Annotated in this window: 19 protein-coding genes and 4 tRNA genes; all 23 read right to left on the bottom strand. The window is 67.3% G+C overall.

Going from position 1 to position 17,286, the window contains the following annotated elements:
* Positions 1-237: 237 nt before the first annotated feature.
* The 23 genes from HUN08_RS14955 to HUN08_RS15065 all read right to left on the bottom strand — a co-directional run bounded on the left by HUN08_RS14955 (position 238) and on the right by HUN08_RS15065 (position 17,270).
* Positions 238-1,089: an ABC transporter permease gene (locus HUN08_RS14955; protein WP_124248808.1), complete on the bottom strand. Its 852-nt coding sequence runs from the start codon at positions 1,087-1,089 to the stop codon at positions 238-240.
* A gap of 4 nt (positions 1,090-1,093) precedes the next feature.
* Positions 1,094-1,867 carry a hypothetical protein gene (locus HUN08_RS14960; RefSeq protein WP_124248809.1) on the bottom strand — a complete coding sequence of 258 codons (774 nt, stop codon included), beginning with the start codon at positions 1,865-1,867 and terminating at the stop codon, positions 1,094-1,096.
* 35 nt (positions 1,868-1,902) lie between these two features.
* Positions 1,903-2,871, bottom strand: coding sequence for an MlaD family protein (locus tag HUN08_RS14965; protein WP_124248810.1), 969 nt, complete (start codon positions 2,869-2,871; stop codon positions 1,903-1,905).
* Positions 2,868-3,923 (bottom strand): MlaD family protein, encoded by a 1,056-nt coding sequence (locus tag HUN08_RS14970; RefSeq protein WP_124248811.1) that lies wholly within the window; start codon positions 3,921-3,923, stop codon positions 2,868-2,870. Before HUN08_RS14970 ends, HUN08_RS14965 begins: the two co-directional genes overlap by 4 nt.
* Positions 3,920-5,035 carry an MlaD family protein gene (locus HUN08_RS14975; protein ID WP_124248812.1) on the bottom strand — a complete coding sequence of 372 codons (1,116 nt, stop codon included), beginning with the start codon at positions 5,033-5,035 and terminating at the stop codon, positions 3,920-3,922. The genes HUN08_RS14970 and HUN08_RS14975 overlap by 4 nt, the downstream gene beginning before the upstream one ends.
* Positions 5,035-6,120: an MlaD family protein gene (locus tag HUN08_RS14980; protein WP_301546750.1), complete on the bottom strand. Its 1,086-nt coding sequence runs from the start codon at positions 6,118-6,120 to the stop codon at positions 5,035-5,037. Before HUN08_RS14980 ends, HUN08_RS14975 begins: the two co-directional genes overlap by 1 nt.
* Complete coding sequence (locus HUN08_RS14985; protein ID WP_124248813.1) at positions 6,117-7,142, bottom strand: MlaD family protein; 1,026 nt, start codon at positions 7,140-7,142, stop codon at positions 6,117-6,119. The genes HUN08_RS14980 and HUN08_RS14985 overlap by 4 nt, the downstream gene beginning before the upstream one ends.
* Positions 7,139-8,176, bottom strand: coding sequence for a hypothetical protein (locus tag HUN08_RS14990; RefSeq protein WP_124248814.1), 1,038 nt, complete (start codon positions 8,174-8,176; stop codon positions 7,139-7,141). The genes HUN08_RS14985 and HUN08_RS14990 overlap by 4 nt, the downstream gene beginning before the upstream one ends.
* Before the next feature lie 53 nt (positions 8,177-8,229).
* A complete protein-coding gene (locus tag HUN08_RS14995; RefSeq protein WP_367649923.1) occupies positions 8,230-8,772 on the bottom strand; it encodes an MlaE family ABC transporter permease in 543 nt (180 codons plus the stop codon).
* Positions 8,773-8,919: 147 nt separating this feature from the next.
* Positions 8,920-9,432 carry a TIGR04338 family metallohydrolase gene (locus tag HUN08_RS15000; RefSeq protein ID WP_301546751.1) on the bottom strand — a complete coding sequence of 171 codons (513 nt, stop codon included), beginning with the start codon at positions 9,430-9,432 and terminating at the stop codon, positions 8,920-8,922.
* Between the two features lies 1 nt (position 9,433).
* Positions 9,434-10,258 (bottom strand): DUF2786 domain-containing protein, encoded by an 825-nt coding sequence (locus HUN08_RS15005; RefSeq protein WP_124248815.1) that lies wholly within the window; start codon positions 10,256-10,258, stop codon positions 9,434-9,436.
* 55 nt (positions 10,259-10,313) lie between these two features.
* Positions 10,314-11,525, bottom strand: coding sequence for an acyl-CoA dehydrogenase family protein (locus tag HUN08_RS15010; protein ID WP_124248816.1), 1,212 nt, complete (start codon positions 11,523-11,525; stop codon positions 10,314-10,316).
* A gap of 29 nt (positions 11,526-11,554) precedes the next feature.
* A complete protein-coding gene (locus HUN08_RS15015; RefSeq protein WP_124248817.1) occupies positions 11,555-12,373 on the bottom strand; it encodes an SDR family oxidoreductase in 819 nt (272 codons plus the stop codon).
* Between the two features lie 103 nt (positions 12,374-12,476).
* On the bottom strand, positions 12,477-13,193 hold the full coding sequence (gene rplA / locus HUN08_RS15020) for a 50S ribosomal protein L1 (RefSeq protein WP_124248818.1): 717 nt from the start codon (positions 13,191-13,193) through the stop codon (positions 12,477-12,479).
* A gap of 100 nt (positions 13,194-13,293) precedes the next feature.
* On the bottom strand, positions 13,294-13,728 hold the full coding sequence (rplK, locus tag HUN08_RS15025) for a 50S ribosomal protein L11 (RefSeq protein WP_007323851.1): 435 nt from the start codon (positions 13,726-13,728) through the stop codon (positions 13,294-13,296).
* 93 nt (positions 13,729-13,821) lie between these two features.
* The gene (gene nusG, locus HUN08_RS15030) at positions 13,822-14,697 is read right to left on the bottom strand and encodes a transcription termination/antitermination protein NusG (protein ID WP_124248819.1); all 876 of its coding nucleotides are present in this window, start codon (positions 14,695-14,697) and stop codon (positions 13,822-13,824) included.
* Positions 14,698-14,758: 61 nt separating this feature from the next.
* On the bottom strand, positions 14,759-15,166 hold the full coding sequence (secE, locus tag HUN08_RS15035; protein ID WP_124248820.1) for a preprotein translocase subunit SecE: 408 nt from the start codon (positions 15,164-15,166) through the stop codon (positions 14,759-14,761).
* A 42-nt stretch (positions 15,167-15,208) separates the two neighbouring features.
* Positions 15,209-15,281: transfer RNA gene (locus HUN08_RS15040), tRNA-Trp, on the bottom strand.
* 147 nt (positions 15,282-15,428) lie between these two features.
* Positions 15,429-16,502 carry a fused (3R)-hydroxyacyl-ACP dehydratase subunits HadA/HadB gene (locus HUN08_RS15045; RefSeq protein WP_124248821.1) on the bottom strand — a complete coding sequence of 358 codons (1,074 nt, stop codon included), beginning with the start codon at positions 16,500-16,502 and terminating at the stop codon, positions 15,429-15,431.
* Positions 16,503-16,644: 142 nt separating this feature from the next.
* A complete protein-coding gene (rpmG, locus tag HUN08_RS15050) occupies positions 16,645-16,812 on the bottom strand; it encodes a 50S ribosomal protein L33 (RefSeq protein ID WP_005188102.1) in 168 nt (55 codons plus the stop codon).
* Positions 16,813-16,902: 90 nt separating this feature from the next.
* Positions 16,903-16,976: transfer RNA gene (locus tag HUN08_RS15055), tRNA-Met, on the bottom strand.
* 31 nt (positions 16,977-17,007) lie between these two features.
* Positions 17,008-17,080 (bottom strand) — tRNA-Thr (locus tag HUN08_RS15060).
* 109 nt (positions 17,081-17,189) lie between these two features.
* Positions 17,190-17,270, bottom strand: a tRNA-Tyr gene (locus HUN08_RS15065).
* Positions 17,271-17,286 lie beyond the last annotated feature (16 nt).

The following is a 17,286-nucleotide window of genomic DNA, read 5'->3' on the forward strand; positions in this document are numbered from 1 at the left end:
CCCGACGGTGGTCGAGTGCACCCCCAACGGTGGTCGAGTGCCTTCGAGGCGCTAGTCGCGTTGGTCGAGTGCCTTCGAGGCGCTAGTCGCGTTGGTCGAGTGCCTTCGAGGCGCTAGCCGAGAAGGTGTATCGAGACCAGGTGTATCGAGACCCGGTGAGATTCGGTGCCCACTCGGCGCAATTTGACTGCCCACTCGGCACGATTCGGGTGCCCACTCGGCGGATCTGGACCGGGATCAGCCCAACTGCATCGGGAAGAAGACCGTGTAGATCAGGGTGATGATCATGTTCACGATGATGATCGCGACGGTGGAGATGACGACGGTGGCGTTCACGCCGTCGGCCACGCCCTTCGGGCCACCCTTGGCCTCCAGGCCGCGCTGACAGCCGATCACGGCGATCATGAAACCGAAGACGATGGCCTTCAGCATCGCCAGGCCGATGTCGCGCACCGAGGCGAATGCGCCGAACGACTGCCAATAGCTCCCCGCCCCGACGTCCTGTCCGAGAACCGCGACGTAGTAGGCGGCGACCACGCCGACCAGGATGATGAACAGCGCGAGGAGCGGCGCGACCACCACCGCGGCGATCATGCGGGGCACCACCAGCCGCTGGATGGGGTCGATGCCCATCGTGCGCATCGCGTCGATCTCCTCGCGCACGTTGCGTGCGCCCAGATCGGCCGCGATGGCCGACGCGCCCGCACCGCCGAGCAGCATTCCCGACGCCAGCGGCGCGGCCTGCTGGATCACCGCGAAACCACTGCCGGCGCCGAGCAGCGACTGCGCGCCCAGCTGGTTGATGACGTTGCCGATCTGAATGGTGACGATGACGCCGAAGGGGATCGCCATCAGAAATGCCGGCAGCGCCGTCACGCTGACCAGGTACCACGCCTGGATCAGCGTCTCCTTGACCTTCAATTGCCAACGACCGATATCGAGCAGCATCTGCGCGACACCCTGCACCGCCAGTTGGAACGTGCGCCCCAACGTGCGCAGCGGACCGTAGGCGTTGTCGCGCAGGTTGTCCTTGAGGATCGCGCCGGCCGACGGGCCGGCGGTCGCGGGATCAGCTGTCGAAGCGGTCATCGGATCATCCTCCCGGAGCCGGCGCGGGGGCTGGGGCGGTCGTGGTCGGCGGCGCCTGCTGCGGTGCCTGGGGGTTCTGCTGCTGTTTCGGCATACCGGGCAGACCCGAGCCGGACGGATCGCCGACGGCGGTGATCATCCAGTTCTCCGCCTTGTTCATCGTCACGGTGTACGCGGCCAGCGTCGTGGCCCCGTTGGGCGCCTGCACGCTGGTGGTGTCGATCTGCACGACCGCGACGACGTTGTACAGATCGCCCGACGACTTGGTGGTCTGCGACGTGATGTTGGTGGCCTTCATCGTCAACCGGAGCGGCGTGAAGATCTGCTGCATCGCCGACACCGCGACGTCGAACTGCTTCGACAGTTGCGGTGAGACCCCCTTCTTCAGGTTCGCCGCCCAGGGCGTGAGGTCCTTGTAGTCGAGGGTGGCGGCGCGGACGGCGTACTCCCCGGCGATCCGCTCGGCCGTGGCGTTGTTCGCCTGCTGGGTCTGCAGCGTGTTCAGCTTGTGGCGCACCCGCAGATTGTCGACGACCCCGAAGAGCAGTCCGGCGAGTACCAACGCACCGACAAGCGAATACACCAGCGTCCGAACCGACAGCGTGATCTGACGCGGCGACGATCCGCCGGTTTCGGCGACGGGCTCGGCAGCGGGCTCGTCGGACTTGGCCAGCTTCTCGACCGGCGGTCGTTTGCGCTTCTGCACCTCGACCTTGGCGTCGTCGACCGCGGTCTCCTCCGGGTCGGAACCGTCGCTATTGGGGGATGTGGTCGGCACAGGTTTCCTCTCGGGTCGTTGTCTGGGCGGCGCGGCTAGTTCACCGGTGACACCACTACTCGCATGCCGTTGCCGGCACCGAACAGCTGGAGCGCGTCGGACAGGAATTCACTGATGTTGATCTGCGGAATCGTCTGTTCGAGCGCGGTCACGATCGGCATGATCGGGCCGAGCGCGTCCATCGTGGGCGGCAGGATTTCTGCCAAGTACTTGTTGAGCTTGACCAACAACGGATCGATGGTCTGATGCAGATTCTCGTACAGACCGCCCTTGTTGACCAAGACGCCGACGCCGCCGAGGGTGCCGGTGTAGGCCGACAGGATCTTGGCGAGCGAGTCGATGAAGGGCGGCACCGCCCCGACCGCCCAGGCCATGTCCTGGTTGTACCGCTGTGTCGCGGCGAACATCGACCGGATCTGCGGGTTCCTCGAGGCCAGCACGCCGGCGATCAACCTCGTGCCGTCGCTGATCCGCCCGGTGGCCTCATCGGTGTCCTGCAGCGCCTCCCACGACTCCTTCAACACCTTGCTCAGCGGGTCGACGGCGATGACGGCCATCATGTTCTGGAAATTGTCGAACATGCCAGGGATGGACTCGGGTTCGGCGACGTGTTCCGCGGCGATCACGTCGCCGTCCTTCAGATACGGACCGGCCAGCGTCGTCGGTGTGAAGTTGAGATACGGCTCGCCCAGCGCCGACATCATCCCGATCTGCAGCGGGGTGGTCGCCGGGATGTCGATATTCGACGGGAACTTCAGCCGCACCGACGCGCCCTGCGGGTTGAGGTCGACCTTGGACACCTCTCCCACCCGGACGCCGCGGACGAACACCCCGGTCTTGTCGAGGATCAGGTTGGTGTCGCGCAGGTTCATCGTGACCGTCGACGTCTGCTGGAACGGGTTCCACCGGTAGACCGATACCGCGAGGTAGGTGGCGCAGGCCGCCACCACCACCACGAAGGTGATGATGTTGAAGATGAGTTCGCGCGTGACCGGGCTCTTCATCGCGTCAATCCCATCATCCGCAGCTGCCGGAGCATCATGTCGGCGAGTTGGCTGTTGGACACGTCGTTCTCGATGGCGAGCCGGTTCACGTTGACCGCCGGCCCCTCCTTCAGGAAGGGGATGATCCGGTCGGTGAGCACGTTCAGCAGCGCCTGCGGGTTCGACGCCTGGCCGAAGTAGTCCGGCCATCCCGGGATGAGCAGCGGCTTGACGACGCGCTCGACGATCGAGACCAGCGCCTTCACGACGGGGACCAGCGGCAGGATCGGCGTCAACGTGCCCTGGAGGCGCCCCATCAGGTCGACGATCTGCGCGGGAACGGTGGCGGCGTCGATCAACTGCAGCCCCTGCGGGGAGAGCACGAACCTGATCTGATCCTCCATCTGGGCGATCTGCGAGGTCAGCTGGCTGCCGGAGTTCATCATCGCGCGCAGCAGTTCGGTCCGATCCCCCAGCGCGTTCAACGTCCCGACGATCGTCGCCGTCGACTGCCTGGTCTTCGCCGTATCGGCCGGGAACTGCTGCACGACGCGGTCGAAGGTGTTCCCCAGTTGGGGCAGGCTGCCGCCGCCGACGAAGTTCGCCAGGCTGTTCAGCAGGGATTCGATCTGCACCGGCGGCTTCACCCGATCGGTGCCGAGGGTGGCGCCGTGCGGAAGCGGATTCGAGTAGGCGTCGGCCGGGTTGGTGATCGCCACGTAGGTGTCGCCGAGGAGGGTGTCCTGGCGCAGCTCGACGCTCGCGTCGCGACCCACCACCGTCGACGGGCTCAGCTTCAGAGTCACGCTTGCGTAGTCGCGGGCCGAGGCGATGTCGGAGACGACGCCCGAGCGCAGGCCGTTCACCGTCACCTTCGAATCGGCCGGCAGATTCATGATGGTCGGGAACTGGATGTGCAGCGGCCAGCTGTCGCCGCCCGCCCCGGGGGCCGGAAGTCGTTCGACCGAGAAGGAGGCGCACCCGGAGGCCACCGCCGCGACGGCACCGAGGGCTGCGACGACCCGCGTGACCCGGCCCGCCCGCGAGAGTCTGCTCGTCGGGAAAAAAGTCATGGCCGCCCCGCTCCCGTGAACAACAACAGCGCGCGCAAGGCGTCGAGTTCCATCGCGTCGGGCGCGACGACCTTGCACTGGCCGGGTAGGAAGCGGTTGACGTTCGCACAGGTCAACCGCGGGTTCTTCGCCGGGATGCGGGTCCGCGGCGGTTCGTAGTTGATGCGCAGGCCCAAGGTTTTCTGGTCGAAGGCGATGTGGAAGGCGCGGATGAATCCGGGCAGGATGCCCAGCAGGTCTCCCCAGTTGCGGAACCCGGCGCCGATGAGCCGGACCACCGGCACGATCGCGTCCAGGGTGGGCCACGCGAAGTGCTGGTAGCGGTTGACCAGGCTCGCCGCCGAGACCAGGATCTCCGGCAGCGCATAGGCGATGCGGGTCATCGCGTTCACCACCGGGACGACGATCGGATCGGTGACCGCGTTGACGGCCTCCACCAGCGATTGCAGCGTGCCCCAGTTGTCGGCGAGGCCGTTGGCCAGCACACTCGTGTGATCGAGCGTCGTCGCCATGTCGGCGAGGGCACCGGTGATCGGGGTGCGGGCGGGCACCGCGAGCTGCTTGAGCAGGTTGTTGACGATCGGTCCGATTCCGTCCATCTCCCTGGAGATGGAGTTCAGGCTCGCCATCACCTTGGCCGATTGATCGGGGTCGGCGTCGGCGGTTAGTTCACGGGCCAGCTTGTTCACGCTCTGCAGGGCCTCGGCGATCGACGAGGGGGTCGACGTGCGGTCCCGGCCGATGCATCGACCCGGCGGCAGCCGCTCGCCGCCGAGGTCGTCGCCGATGAGGGCGAGCTGTCGGACCGCGATGACCGACGGCGCGATGCTGGTGGCCTGCGCCCCGATCGGCAACGCGTACTTGTGATCGATGCTGAAGGTGACCTTCGCGATGTCTCCGCCGTTGTCGATCCGGTTGACGCTCCCGATCGGCACGCCCCGCAGTGTCACCGGGTTGCCCGGGAACAACCCGATGGCATCGGGCAATTCCGCACAGTAGGTGTCCGCACGGGTGGTGACGCGGTGGAAGCCGACGTAGGCGCCGGCGAGGACGAGGATCGACATGATGATGAGGCCCGACATCATCCACTTCGATCCGGCGAGCTTCTTCATCAGCACTTCACCCCCGGCATCGGAAGGCAGTAGTCGGTGGACAACACCAGGTTGGAGTGGTCGACGTTGATGGAGCCGTCCGGCCCGACCATGCCCTCCAGCCGCTTGATGAGGTCGCGGCCCTGCTTGATCATCGGCTCGTAACGGGTCAGGAGCGGGCCGAATTGCCGTCCGATCGCGTCGACCTGGCGCACCAGCGGGTCGATCGTCGTGTCGTACTCCAGGAGGATGCCCTTGGCCCGTTCGAGGAGATCGGCCAGCCGGCCGAGGAAGTAGCCGAACCGCGCGCCGTAGGTCTCGAACTCGGTGAGGAATCCGGCGAGCTGGCGCCCGAGCGCGGTGAGCGTGTTGCCGTCGACGTCCAGCCGCTCGGTGTATTCCGAGGCCATCGCGAGCATCGAGCCGAAGTCGTCCTGCCGGCTATTGAGGTTGGCCAGCATCCCCGACATCGCCTCGAGGTTCTTCCGCAGCGCGCCCGGATGCGCCTCGAAGCCGTCGTGTACGTCGACGAGAAGGTTGCCCAGCGGTTTGAGGTCGATCTTCTCCAGTTTCGGCGTCGCCAACGAGAACGTCTTCGTCAGCGAATACGGCACCGAGGTGTTCTCCTTCGTGAGCTTGCCGCTCAACGGCTTGTCCCCGGTGGAGGTGATGTCGATGAAGTTGCCGCCGACGACGGTCAGCATCTTCGCGTCGGCCCGCGATGCGTCACCGATGAACACGCCGCGGCTGACGGACATCTCGACGTCGACGTGGTCGCCGGCGAGAGTGATCTTCTTGACGGTGCCGACGGGCACCCCGGCGACGCGGACGCTGTCGCCCGGCTTGATCTGACCGGCCTCGTCGAACTCGGCGGTGAACCGCGATTGCCCCGGCGTGAAGACGTAGATCCCGGCGGCGATGAGGCCCAGCACGACGAGGAAGACGGCGCCGCCGATACCCCAGCGCATCTCACCGCGCTCGCGCTGGGCGTTGGTCATCGCCGGTTTGTCGGACAGCCGGCGCAGAAACTCGCGCGGCGACCATTTGCTGCGCGGCTTCGCCACCGCGTGCGTCGCCTCCGCCTGGCCGACCTCCGGCTCGGTCACCTCTGACACAGTGTCACCTGCGTTCCACGGAGGAAGACCTTCAGATTGGCCGGTACCTGTGCCTGTCCCTTGGAGCACCGTTGCGCGGCGGGGGTGCCGGCGGGCGGGAGCACCGAGTTCACCGCGGCGAGGATCCCGGGCGTCAGGGCCAGGATGTCGACGACGGACTGGCCGAGCGGCAGGACTTGCCGCACCAGGTCGTTGAATCCGGGTGAGTCGTTCTTGTCGAAGCCGATCGCGGCGACCAGGTCGTCGAGGGCCGCGATCGCCGCACCGGTCGAGTCGGCGTAGTTGCGCAGCTCGCCCTGCTTGGCGACGAGCACGTTGCCGAAGCGCTGCACGTAGGTGATGAACGGATCCAGGTACTGCGAGTTGCCCTTGACCGTCGCCGAGAGCGACTTGAGGTTGTCGACGAGGGTGTCGATCACCTGGTTCTGCTGGTCGACGAGCCCGACGACCTGCGTCAACGAATCCAGCGTCTTGCCGAAGCCGGAGCCGTCGCCCTCGACCAGCGCCACCAGCCCCTCGCTGAGCCGGTTGACGTCGTCGGGTTTCATGACCTGGAACACCGGGGCCAGTCCGTGGAACACCTGGGTGATGTCGAAGGACGGCGTCGTCGACCCGACGCCGATCTCCGAGCCCTCCCGCAGCGGGGCGCCCTGGCGTTCCTTCTGCTGGAGGTCGAGATAGCGGACGCCGGTCAGATTCAGGTAGCGGATAGCCAGGTGCGAATCGGTGTAGACGTTCTCACCGCGCGCCAGGGTGAACTTGACCCGGGCAATCGTCGTGTCCTGGTCTTTGGGCCGGTACAGCTCGACGCCGGTCACCTTGCCCACGCGGGTGCCCAATCGGCGCACGTCGTTGCCGACGCGCAGCCCCGCGACGTTGGTGAAGTCGCCGGTGTACTCGTTGCTGGCTCCGGGCACCGGCCGCACGATGCCGTTGGCGACGAAGATCCCGCCGCCGATCGCGACGACGGCGAAGATGATCAGGTAGACGAGCGCCCGTTTGGCCGAGGTCATCGAATACCTCCCGTGAGCGCCGACACCGGTCCGGGCAGCCCGCGCAGGATGACGTTCACCTGGAGCACCACCCGGCCGTCGACGCGCGGCAACGCGCGGTCGAGGTTCTCGATCAGCTGCCGGATCTGCAGGCCGTTCTTGCGCGCATCCGGGACGCTCGACAGGATGCGGTCGAGCAGCGGCTGCACCTGGGGCATCAGCGGCATCATCTGTCCGAGTCCCTTGGCCCCGAGCAGGGTGCCGAGGTTGGACATCGTGACGTTCGTCGCCTGGTTGAACCCGTCCGTCTCGCGTCGGAGGAAATCGGCGCCGCCGTTGCGCGCGGCCGGCCACTCGAGCAGATTGTTGACCGCTCCGAGGAGGTGATCGGTGCTCGGCGGCAGGTTGGCGATGAGGCCGCCCAGTTGTGGGAGCGACCGCTCGACGGGGATCTGCTCGGTGTCGACGACGGCATCGGTGAGCCGGCCGACGATGTCGAGGATCGGCAGGAAGGCCATGGTCGCCTGGTTCGCCCCGGCGAGGATGTCGCCGACGTAGGGCTGCAGGGCGCTGCCCTGGATGTCGGAGAGCTGGCGCAGCATCGTGGTGAGCGTTGCGTCGACCGGCGTGTCCGGGTTCAGGCTGCCCCCGCTGGGGATGGGGTCGCCGCCGGGCTCGCTGTTGAGCACCACCGCGGCGATGCCGAACAGGTTCTTGGGCGCATAGGTCAGCCGCGTGGTGGACGTGATGATGCCCGGTGTGGTCAGCCGGTCGCGGTTCAGGTCGAGGTCGAGGGTGAACTTGCCCTCGCGGTCGGCCGAGACGGCGCGGACGACGCCGATCTCCGAGCCGTTGACGACGACGCCGGTGCCCTCGCCGATACCGCCGGCGAGCGTGTCGGTATGCATCTTCAGGTGGTAGCTGTCGTCGGGGAGCATCGCGGTGACGACGCCGGCGACGATGGCGATGACCACCGCGCCGATCAGCGCGTAGACGGCTCGGCGGACGTAGGTCGCCCTATCGGCGGCCATCCCGGGTGCGCGAAAGTCTGGCATCTGTCATCACCCCCGGAACACGAACGGGGAGTTGAAACCCCAGAAGAGAAGGGTCAGGAGCAGGTCGAGGGCCACGATGGCGACGAGGCTGGCGCGGATCGCGTCGAGACGACGAAGCCGATCGAGTGGACGCCGACGACCTCGAGGGCGTCGATCTCCTCGCTGATCCGCATGGAACCGATCTCCGCGGTCATGCGGCAACCGGCCTGCACGGCGAACCCGAGGGCGGCGAGCAGCGGTGCGAACTCGCGCGTGATGGCATAGGACGCGACGCCGCCCGATACCGGTCCGAGGTCGAGCATGCTGAGCGTGCCGTGGGCGACGATCGCGACGGTGGCGCCGGCGGCGAGGCCGAGCACCGCCATCACCAGTGCGGTGCCGCCGCCGACGATGATCGCGCCGCGCCCCCACGCGAGGTCGGTCACCGTGCGGATCGTCTGTCCGCGGAACTTCCACATCGCCTGCGGGGCGTAGCGGACGGCGTAGTAGGCGAAGGAGAGGAAGTGGCCGATGTTGCCGAGTGCCTGGATGAGTCCGTCGTAGGCCCGGTAGAGCCACGCGGCACCCCGCGGCCGATACGCGGCGGGAACCCCCATGCCGAACCTCACCCCCACCCCGAAAGAATCTTCAACCGGTCAAATGTCCGCGTCAGACTATCATTGACCGTTGTAACGGTTGTCACATGTGTCCGGAATGGTGACCTGCGGTACTCCCACTCTTGGACAAACGCCCCAATTCGTCGGTCATAGTCCGTTCTCCCCGAACAGAATTCGGTAGCACAGGCCCACTTCCGGGCCGAGCACCGTCGCCGCCAACGATGCGAGGGTCGCGCGGAAGACACGACCGTGCGGCGGACCGCCGGACCCGTCCAGGTGGTGGGCCAGCTCATGCAGCACCACCAGTTCGCGCAGCGCCCATCCGGAGCCGCGGACGCCAACCGGGATGGCGATCACCCCCGGGGCGGCACCGTCACCCGACCCGCGCTCATAGGTCGCGGCGGCCGCCCCGCGCCGCGACCGGACCCGCACCGGGACACCGGCGCGCGGGAATTCGTCGACGACGGCGGGCATGGCGAGCACCCGCCGCACGTAGTCCTCGATCGACGGCAGGGAGGCGAACCTGGCCTCGACCGGCAGGGTGATGGCCGTCCCGCCGATGACCGCGGACCGGGAGGGGCCGACCTCGTCGAAGAGGCGCAGGACCATCGACTCGGCGGCGTACACCGCGGCGCGCTCGGCGTCGCGACGGTCGCTCACCTCACTTCTCGATCGCGCCGCGCGGTGCGCCGAAGCGGCCCTGCTCGCCGAATCGGGCCCGACGTCCGGCCCGGTCCCCCGCCCGCCGCGCGGCGTCGGAATAGCCGGCCTCGGCCCGCGCCGCCCGCCAACTGCCCCGCGCGGTGGATTTCTCCGCGTAGAAGGTCGCGACCTCGACCTCCTTGTGCCGCAGGGCGACCGCGGTCGACGTGGGCCCGTCCTCGGTTTCGGCGCCGGTCGCCTGGGCGCGGGCCTCGTCGCGCGCCTCCCCCAGCCGCACCCCGACGCGTTCGGCGAAGGCGGCCTGGAAGTTCAGCCGGGCGGTGATCGGCGACAGCGCGGAGTGTTCGACGACGCGTCGCGACGTCCAGCCCTTGCCGCGCCGGACCACCCGCGCGGCGCGCTCCCCCTTGTACGCCCCGGATTTCAGGTAGGCGTCGCTCGCGGCGACCATCTGGATGAGCAGCGACGTGTAGAGCGCCTCGGTCGTGTCGATGTCGGTGTCGAAGCCGTAGGCGAGGACGAAGGTGGAATTGTGCGCCACGTCGACGGTGACCTCGTTGGCCCGCGCGATCGCGACGAAGAGTTGGACGTAGGTGCGCAGCCCCCGCTTGCCCGCCTCGCCGATGGTGATCTGCCTGGCCGTCGGCGTGGTGCGCTGCGCCGCGGCCGGGTCGTGGGCGCGCGCGACGGCCAGGTCGATGGCTGCGGCGGTGGCCATCCGCTGGGCGGCGGCCATGAAGGTCTGCGCCTCGTGCTCGTTGTCGGTGCCCTCGGCTTGGCGCAGGAGTGCCGCGATCCGGGAGAGCGTCTTGTCGTCGCGCATACTTCTTAGACTAATTGCGCGCCGAAACGGTTCCCGTCGGGTGCGTACCGCCGCGCTACCCCGAGGCGTGGCGCCGCAGTTCCCAGCGGGCGATGGAGCGCTTGTGGACCTCGTCGGGACCGTCGGCCAGGCGCAGCGTCCGCAGGTGCGCATAGGCCGAAGCCAGCGGGAAGTCGTCGGTGACACCGGCGCCGCCGTGGACCTGGATCGCCCGATCGAGCAGCTTGAGGGCCATTTTCGGCGCCGCCACCTTGATCGCCGCGATCTCGGTCTGCGCCGCCTTGTTGCCGACCGTGTCCATCATGTGGGCGGCCTTGAGTGTGAGCAGCCGGACCATCTCGATCTCGATGCGCGACTCGGCAATCCAATCCTGGATGTTTCCCCGCGCGGCCAACGGTTTGCCGAAGGTGACGCGCTCGTTGGCCCGACGGCACATCAGCTCCAGTGCCCGTTCGGCCATCCCCACGGTCCGCATGCAGTGGTGGATCCGCCCCGGGCCGAGCCGGGCCTGGGCGATCGCAAACCCCTCCCCCTCGCCGGCGAGGACGTCCTCGACCGGGACGCGTACGTCGGTGAAGGTGATCTCGGCATGGCCCTCGCGGTCCTGATAGCCGAAGACGGGCAGGTTGCGCACCACGGTCACACCCGGCGCGTCGATCGGCACCACCATCATCGACTGTTGTCGGTGCGTGGCGGCCTCCGGATCGGTCTTGCCCATCACGATCAGCACCCGACAGTTGGGGTGCATCGCGTTGGAGGCGAACCACTTCCGGCCGTTGAGGAGGTAGGAATCCCCGTCGCGGCGCATCGACAACTCGATGTTGGTGGCGTCGGAGCTGGCGACGGCCGGCTCGGTCATCGCGAAGGCCGAGCGGATCTCCCCGGCCAGCAGCGGCTCCAGCCACCGCTTCTTGTGCTCGTCGGTGCCGAACAGGGTCAGCACCTCCATGTTGCCGGTGTCGGGGGCATTGCAGTTGAACACCTCCGGGGCGAACTCACTGCGGCCCATGATCTCGGCGAGCGGCGCGTAGTCGAGATTGGACAGGCCCGGCCCCCACTCGGGGTACGGGTGGAAGAGGTTCCACAGACCCTGCGCTTTCGCCTGCGCCTTCAGGTCGTCGAGGATCGGCGGCTGGAAGTGCGGGCTGTCGGCGGCGGCCATCTGCTCGTGGTAGGTCGACTCGGCCGGGTAGACGCGTTCCGCCATGAACTCCAGGAGCCGGTCGCGGTATTCGTTGCCGCGGTCGGTGAAGGCGGGGATCGTCACGGTTCCTCCTGTGGTCGGGTCTTTGCGAGTCAGTCGTCGGCGGCGAGGGCCGAGCGCACGCCGCGCTGCATGCGGCGCATCCCCGCCAACCAGCGGTCGTAGTCGGCCCCCTTGCCGCGGTACATGTCCAGTACCTCCGGATGCGGGAGGACCAGGAACCTGCCCTGCTCCACGGCATCGAGCACGACGGCGGCCACCGCCTCGGGGGTCAGGACGGCGCCGGCGGATTCCACGGTGGCCAGCATGAGCGCCTCGTCGTCGCTCACCGCGCGTTCCGGGCGCAGCAATGCGGTGTCGACGCCCATCGGGCAGACGCAACTGACGCCCACCCCGTCGTCGCCGAAGGTGATCGAGAGCCATTCGGCGAAGCCGACGGCGGCATGCTTGGTCGTGGAATAGGTGGCCGACCCGATCTGCGAGAGCAGCCCGGCGGCCGAGGCGGTGGCGACGAAGTAGCCGCTGCCGCGCTCCACCCAGCCCGGGACGAGCGCTTGCGCGGCCCGGACGTGGGCCAACAGGTTCACGTCGATCGAGGCGGTCCACTCCGCGTCGGTGGCGTCCAATCCGGCACCGGTGCCGATGCCCGCATTCGCGAAATACAGGTCGACCGGGCCGAAGGCATCTTGGGCGGCCGCGATCTGCGCCGCGATCACCTGCGGGTCGCTGGTATCGCCCGCCACCGCCACCGCCGAGCCGTCCGGCAGGGAGGCCGCGGCGGCCTCGGTCGCGCCGGGATCGAGGTCGGCGACCACGACGCGGGCTCCGCGTCGGACCAGCTCGGAGGTCAGGGCCGCGCCGATGCCGTTCGCGCCGCCGGTGACGATAGCCACCCGTCCGTCGATGTCCACCCTGCCAACGTATCGGAGGTGCGACGGTCAAACCCCACAGAACGCGACAAACCCAGCACCTTTCGGGTGCTGGGTTTGTCGCTAACGGTCGGGTCTGCGCCGATCAGGCCTGCGGGGCCTCGGCGAAGTTGCGGGTCACGGCCGGGTCGACCGGGATGCCCGGGCCCGTCGTCGTGGAGACGGTGACCTTCTTGACGTAGCGACCCTTCGCGGCCGACGGCTTGGCGCGCATGATCTCGTCATACGCGGCGCCGTAGTTCTCGGCGAGCTGCTCGGCGCTGAAGGACGCCTTGCCGATCACGAAGTGCAGGTTGGCGGCCTTGTCGACGCGGAAGTTGATCTTGCCGCCCTTGATGTCGTTGACGGCCTTGGTCACGTCGGTGGTGACGGTGCCCGTCTTCGGGTTCGGCATCAGGCCGCGGGGGCCCAGGACGCGGGCGATACGGCCGACCTTGGCCATCTGGTCCGGCGTCGCGATCGCGGCGTCGAAGTCGAGCCAGCCGCCCTGGATCTTCTCGATCAGGTCCTCGGCGCCCACCTCGTCGGCTCCGGCGGCGGTCGCCTCGGCGGCCTTGTCGCCGGCCGCGAACACGATGACGCGGGCGGTCTTACCGGTGCCGTGCGGCAGGTTGACGGTGCCGCGGACCAGCTGGTCGGCCTTGCGGGGGTCGACGCCGAGACGGACCGCGACCTCGACGGTCGAGTCGGTGTTCTTCGACGACGTGTCCTTGGCGAGCTGCGCAGCCTCCAGCGGGCTGTACAGGTTCTCCTTGTCGACCTTCTCCGCGGCTTCGCGGTAGGCCTTGCTGCGTTGTGCCATTGCTCTGTTCCTTCCCCGGATCTACTCCGGATGAGTGGTTGATGGGCCGAGCCGGCCCTCCCACGGTGTTTCGTGACGTCCCCGGGCGGGGACGGGGTGATCAGCCTTCGACGGTGATGCCCATGGAGCGGGCGGTACCGGCGATGATCTTCGCTGCCTGATCGATGTCGTTGGCGTTGAGATCCTCGGCCTTGGTCTTGGCGATCTCACGGACCTGGTCCATGGTCACCTTGCCGACCTTGTTGACGTGCGGCTCGCCGGAGCCCTTCTGCAAGCCGGCCGCCTTGAGTAGCAGCTTGGCCGCGGGCGGGGTCTTCAGCTTGAAGTCGAACGAGCGGTCTTCGTACACGAAGATCTCGACCGGCACCACATTGCCGCGCTGATTCTCAGTCGCCGCGTTGTAGGCCTTGCAGAACTCCATGATGTTCACGCTGTGCTGACCCAGCGCCGGACCCACCGGCGGGGCCGGATTGGCCTGGCCCGCCTGGATCTGGAGCTTGATGATCCCGGCGATCTTCTTCTTCTTGGGAGGCATCCTAATTGTCCTTTTTCTTTCCTCATCCGCGCACGCTGGATACGCGGAAGTCTCTATGTGGGCGACTGCGGCGCGAGGCCGCGATCGTCGTCGCTAAATCTTTTCGACCTGGTTGAAACCGAGTTCGACGGGGGTCTCGCGGCCGAAGATCGACACGAGCACCTTGACCTTGCGCTGCTCGGCGTTGACCTCGCTGATCGACGCGGGCAGGGTCGCGAACGGGCCGTCCATGACGGTGACCGACTCGCCGACCTCGAAGTCGACCTCGATCGGCGCGGTAACGGCGGCCGCCGCGGCGGCGACGTCGGCGCCACCCTTGGTGGAGGCGGCCTTCTTCGGCTCGGTGCGCGGAAGCAGGAACTTCAGCACCTCGTCGAGGGTCAACGGCGACGGCCGCGACGTCAGGCCGACGAAGCCGGTGACGCCGGGGGTGTTGCGCACCGCGCCCCAGGACTCGTCGTTGAGGTCCATGCGCACCAGGATGTAACCCGGCAGCACCTTGCGGTTGACCTTCTTGGGCTGGCCGTTCTTGATCTCGGTGACCTCTTCGGTGGGCACCTCCACCTGGAAGATGTACTCCTCCAGGTCCAGGTTCTGCACACGGGTCTCGAGGTTGGCCTTCACCTTGTTCTCGTAGCCGGCGTAGGAGTGGATCACGTACCACTCGCCGGGGGCGAACCGCAGCTGGCGGCGCATCGCCTCGGCCGGATCCTCCTCGGCGGCCTCTTCCGTCGCGGCCTCGTCGGCCGGGGTTTCGTCAACCGGGGTCTCGTCGGCAGCGGCAACATCGTCGGCCGGTGCTTCGTCGGCGGCGGGAGCGGACTCGCCGTCCTCGACGTCGACGTCGGTCACGGCAGCCTGCTCGGCACCCTCCGCGACGACGGCCTCGTCGGCAACGGTCTCCGTGGCAGCCTCCACCGCCGAGGCGGTGTCCTCGGTTGATTCGATCTCGTTCTCGGGGGTGGTCACTGCCCGATGCTCCTTCAGTCTGGGTATTCAATGCCGGGCGCCGCTCGCGCGGCTGCTCCGGCTAGGGGGTGGGCGTCGTCGACGCGGCGTCGGAACTGCCGAAGACCAGCAGGATCAACTTCGCGAAGCCGTAGTCGAGTCCGAAGATGAACGCGGTGAACACGATGATGAAGACGAGGACGATGCTCGTGTAGATGATCGTCTCGCGCCGAGTCGGCCAGATCACCTTCTTCATCTCGGAGACGACCTGCTTCAGGAACGTCCACACCGCGACGAACGGATTGCGCCCGCCAGCAGCCTCGGATGCGGAGGACTTCGCCGCACGCTCGGTGCGCCGGGACGAGCCCGCACGCTTGCCGGTCGGCCGGAGCTCGGCGTCGTCGAGCGTGTCGACGGCAGCATCAGCCACGCCCTCGACGGCGTCGTCGGCCTTCGCCTTGGCCTGGGCAGCTCGATCGCGCTTGCTCAACTTTCGAGTCCTCTCGTTTCCGGTGGCCGTGGCAATCCACGGCAGGGGCGACAGGACTTGAACCTGCAACCTGCGGTTTTGGAGACCGCTGCTCTGCCAGTTGAGCTACGCCCCTTTGTGACCGGGGTCGGTCACGCCCGATTGACCCCCACAACACCAACGCGCCACCCTATGGGCAGCGCGCAAGTCAAGAATCAATCTGACACCTCAGTGTAGAGCACCGTCGGCATCGGACACCAATCAGATGCCGACGGCGCCCCCGTCAGTTGAACTGGACGACGATGGTGGCGCGTCCGAAGATCTTGCGATCGCCCTGTTTGCCGACGAGCGCGATCGTGCCCTTGCGGGTCTCGGGGTCCAGCGACTTCACCTTCGCCGTGAAGTCCACCGACGTGTAGTCGTCGGCCGGCACGTACACCGGGCTGGTGAACCGCACGTTGTACTCGCAGAAGGCGGACGGGTCGCCGATGAACTCGGTGACATAGGTCGCGCCGAGGCCCATCGTCTGCATCCCGTGGGCGACGACGCCGTCGAGCCCGGCCGCCTGGACGATCTCGTCGGAGTAGTGGATCGGGTTGGGATCCCCGACGACGCCGGCGTAGTTGACCAGGTTGCCGCGGGTCAGCAGGAAGGACTTCGGCTCCAACTCCTGCCCGACGGTCAGCGTGTCGAAGTCGATCGCCTTACCCGCGCGCGGCGACTCGGTGGGATCGGGCTGGTCCTTGTCCGCAGCCGGACGGTCGACGGTCTTGCCGGGATCGCCGTAGGCGGCAACCTTCATCATCACGTGGTCGAGCGAGTCGACCAGCGCGGGATCGACCTCGACGCCGGTCCGCGCGACGAGCGAGGTGTAGGTCGTCATAACCGGTTCGCCGTGCTGATTCCAGATGACGTTCTTGCTGACCAGCATGTCGAGGGTCTCGGGGCTGGACATGTGGCGGAAGGATTCCAGCGAGACGTCGCAGATGAGCTGGTCGCCGACCTTCATCGGCTGGTGGTAGATCAGGCGCTGATCGGTCTGCATGACCTGCCACAGGTCGTAGCCGGTGACGACGTGCTCGAACAGATAGCGCTGCGCGGTGATGCCGAAGACCGAGACGAAGGTCGGGGCGGCGATCAGGGTCTCCGAGCCGTATTCGCGGGCGGCCGCCTCGCTCCAGTGCGACGGGTGCGCGTCCTGCACCGCCATCGCGTGCTTGCGGACCTCTTCGCGCCCGACCTCGTAGTAGTCGTCGACCGTGTAGTGGAATCCGACGAGGGCGGCGTTGCGCTCGGCGATCTCGTCGGGCGACAGGTTCGGAGTGGGTTCGGCGTTGGGATCGGATCCGGAAAACACTGTCTCAAACCTGCCTTGTGGTCACGACGAATTCGGTGGGAGCATCGCACGTCGGCGCCGATGCGGGGCGGCGGGAACTGGGGCCGACGGGAACTACGGTGTGTGAAAAACAAAGGGACACCGTTTCCGGTGCCCCTCGTCGTCAGCGCGATTCCTTGTGCGCCTGGTGCGTCCCGCAGTTGGGGCAGAACTTCTTGATCTCCAGGCGGTCGGGATCGTTCCGACGGTTCTTCTTGGTGATGTAGTTGCGGTGCTTGCACACCTCGCACGCCAAGGTGATCTTGGGGCGAACGTCTGTCGAGGAGGCCACGTCGCTGCCTTCTTTCGGTGGTACTGCGGCCCGTCCGGTGCTGGCCGGTGGACCTGGTTCTCAAAACCGGCGGCCGCCGATTCCGATGTGTAGCGGTGGGGGGACTCGATCCCCCGACCTCACGATTATGAGTCGTGCGCTCTAACCAGCTGAGCTACACCGCCGCGCGGACCGAACTCGCGATCGGTTCCAGCGAGCCCCCTAACGGAATCGAACCGTTGACCTTTTCCTTACCATGGAAACGCTCTACCGACTGAGCTAAGGGGGCGTCGTCGTCGCGGATCCGGCGAACCCTGATCGTGCGATGACATGACGAGGTTACACACCCGTATCCGCGTCGGACAAATCGTCGTTGCGGAGGTGAAAACCCCACGTCGTGGCAGGTATAGGATTCGAACCTATGTAGCTTGCGCGACGGATTTACAATCCGCTCCCTTTGGCCGCTCGGGCAACCTGCCGGTGCGCTCTCCCGCA

The sequence above is a fragment of the Gordonia sp. X0973 genome (genome assembly GCF_013348785.1).
Classification (GTDB): domain Bacteria; phylum Actinomycetota; class Actinomycetes; order Mycobacteriales; family Mycobacteriaceae; genus Gordonia.

Bases quoted from the DNA above. Each gene is read 5' to 3' on its own strand.
- HUN08_RS15005 (WP_124248815.1), bottom strand. From the start codon at position 10,258: ATGCGCGACGACAAGACGCTCTCCCGGATCGCGGCACTCCTGCGCCAA.
- HUN08_RS14995 (WP_367649923.1), bottom strand. From the start codon at position 8,772: ATGGGGGTTCCCGCCGCGTATCGGCCGCGGGGTGCCGCGTGGCTCTAC.
- HUN08_RS14975 (WP_124248812.1), bottom strand. From the start codon at position 5,035: ATGAAGAAGCTCGCCGGATCGAAGTGGATGATGTCGGGCCTCATCATC.
- HUN08_RS14955 (WP_124248808.1), bottom strand. From the start codon at position 1,089: ATGACCGCTTCGACAGCTGATCCCGCGACCGCCGGCCCGTCGGCCGGC.
- rplK (WP_007323851.1), bottom strand. From the start codon at position 13,728: ATGCCTCCCAAGAAGAAGAAGATCGCCGGGATCATCAAGCTCCAGATC.
- HUN08_RS14965 (WP_124248810.1), bottom strand. From the start codon at position 2,871: ATGAAGAGCCCGGTCACGCGCGAACTCATCTTCAACATCATCACCTTC.
- rplA (WP_124248818.1), bottom strand. From the start codon at position 13,193: ATGGCACAACGCAGCAAGGCCTACCGCGAAGCCGCGGAGAAGGTCGAC.
- HUN08_RS14970 (WP_124248811.1), bottom strand. From the start codon at position 3,923: ATGACTTTTTTCCCGACGAGCAGACTCTCGCGGGCGGGCCGGGTCACG.
- HUN08_RS14990 (WP_124248814.1), bottom strand. From the start codon at position 8,176: ATGCCAGACTTTCGCGCACCCGGGATGGCCGCCGATAGGGCGACCTAC.
- HUN08_RS14985 (WP_124248813.1), bottom strand. From the start codon at position 7,142: ATGACCTCGGCCAAACGGGCGCTCGTCTACCTGATCATCTTCGCCGTC.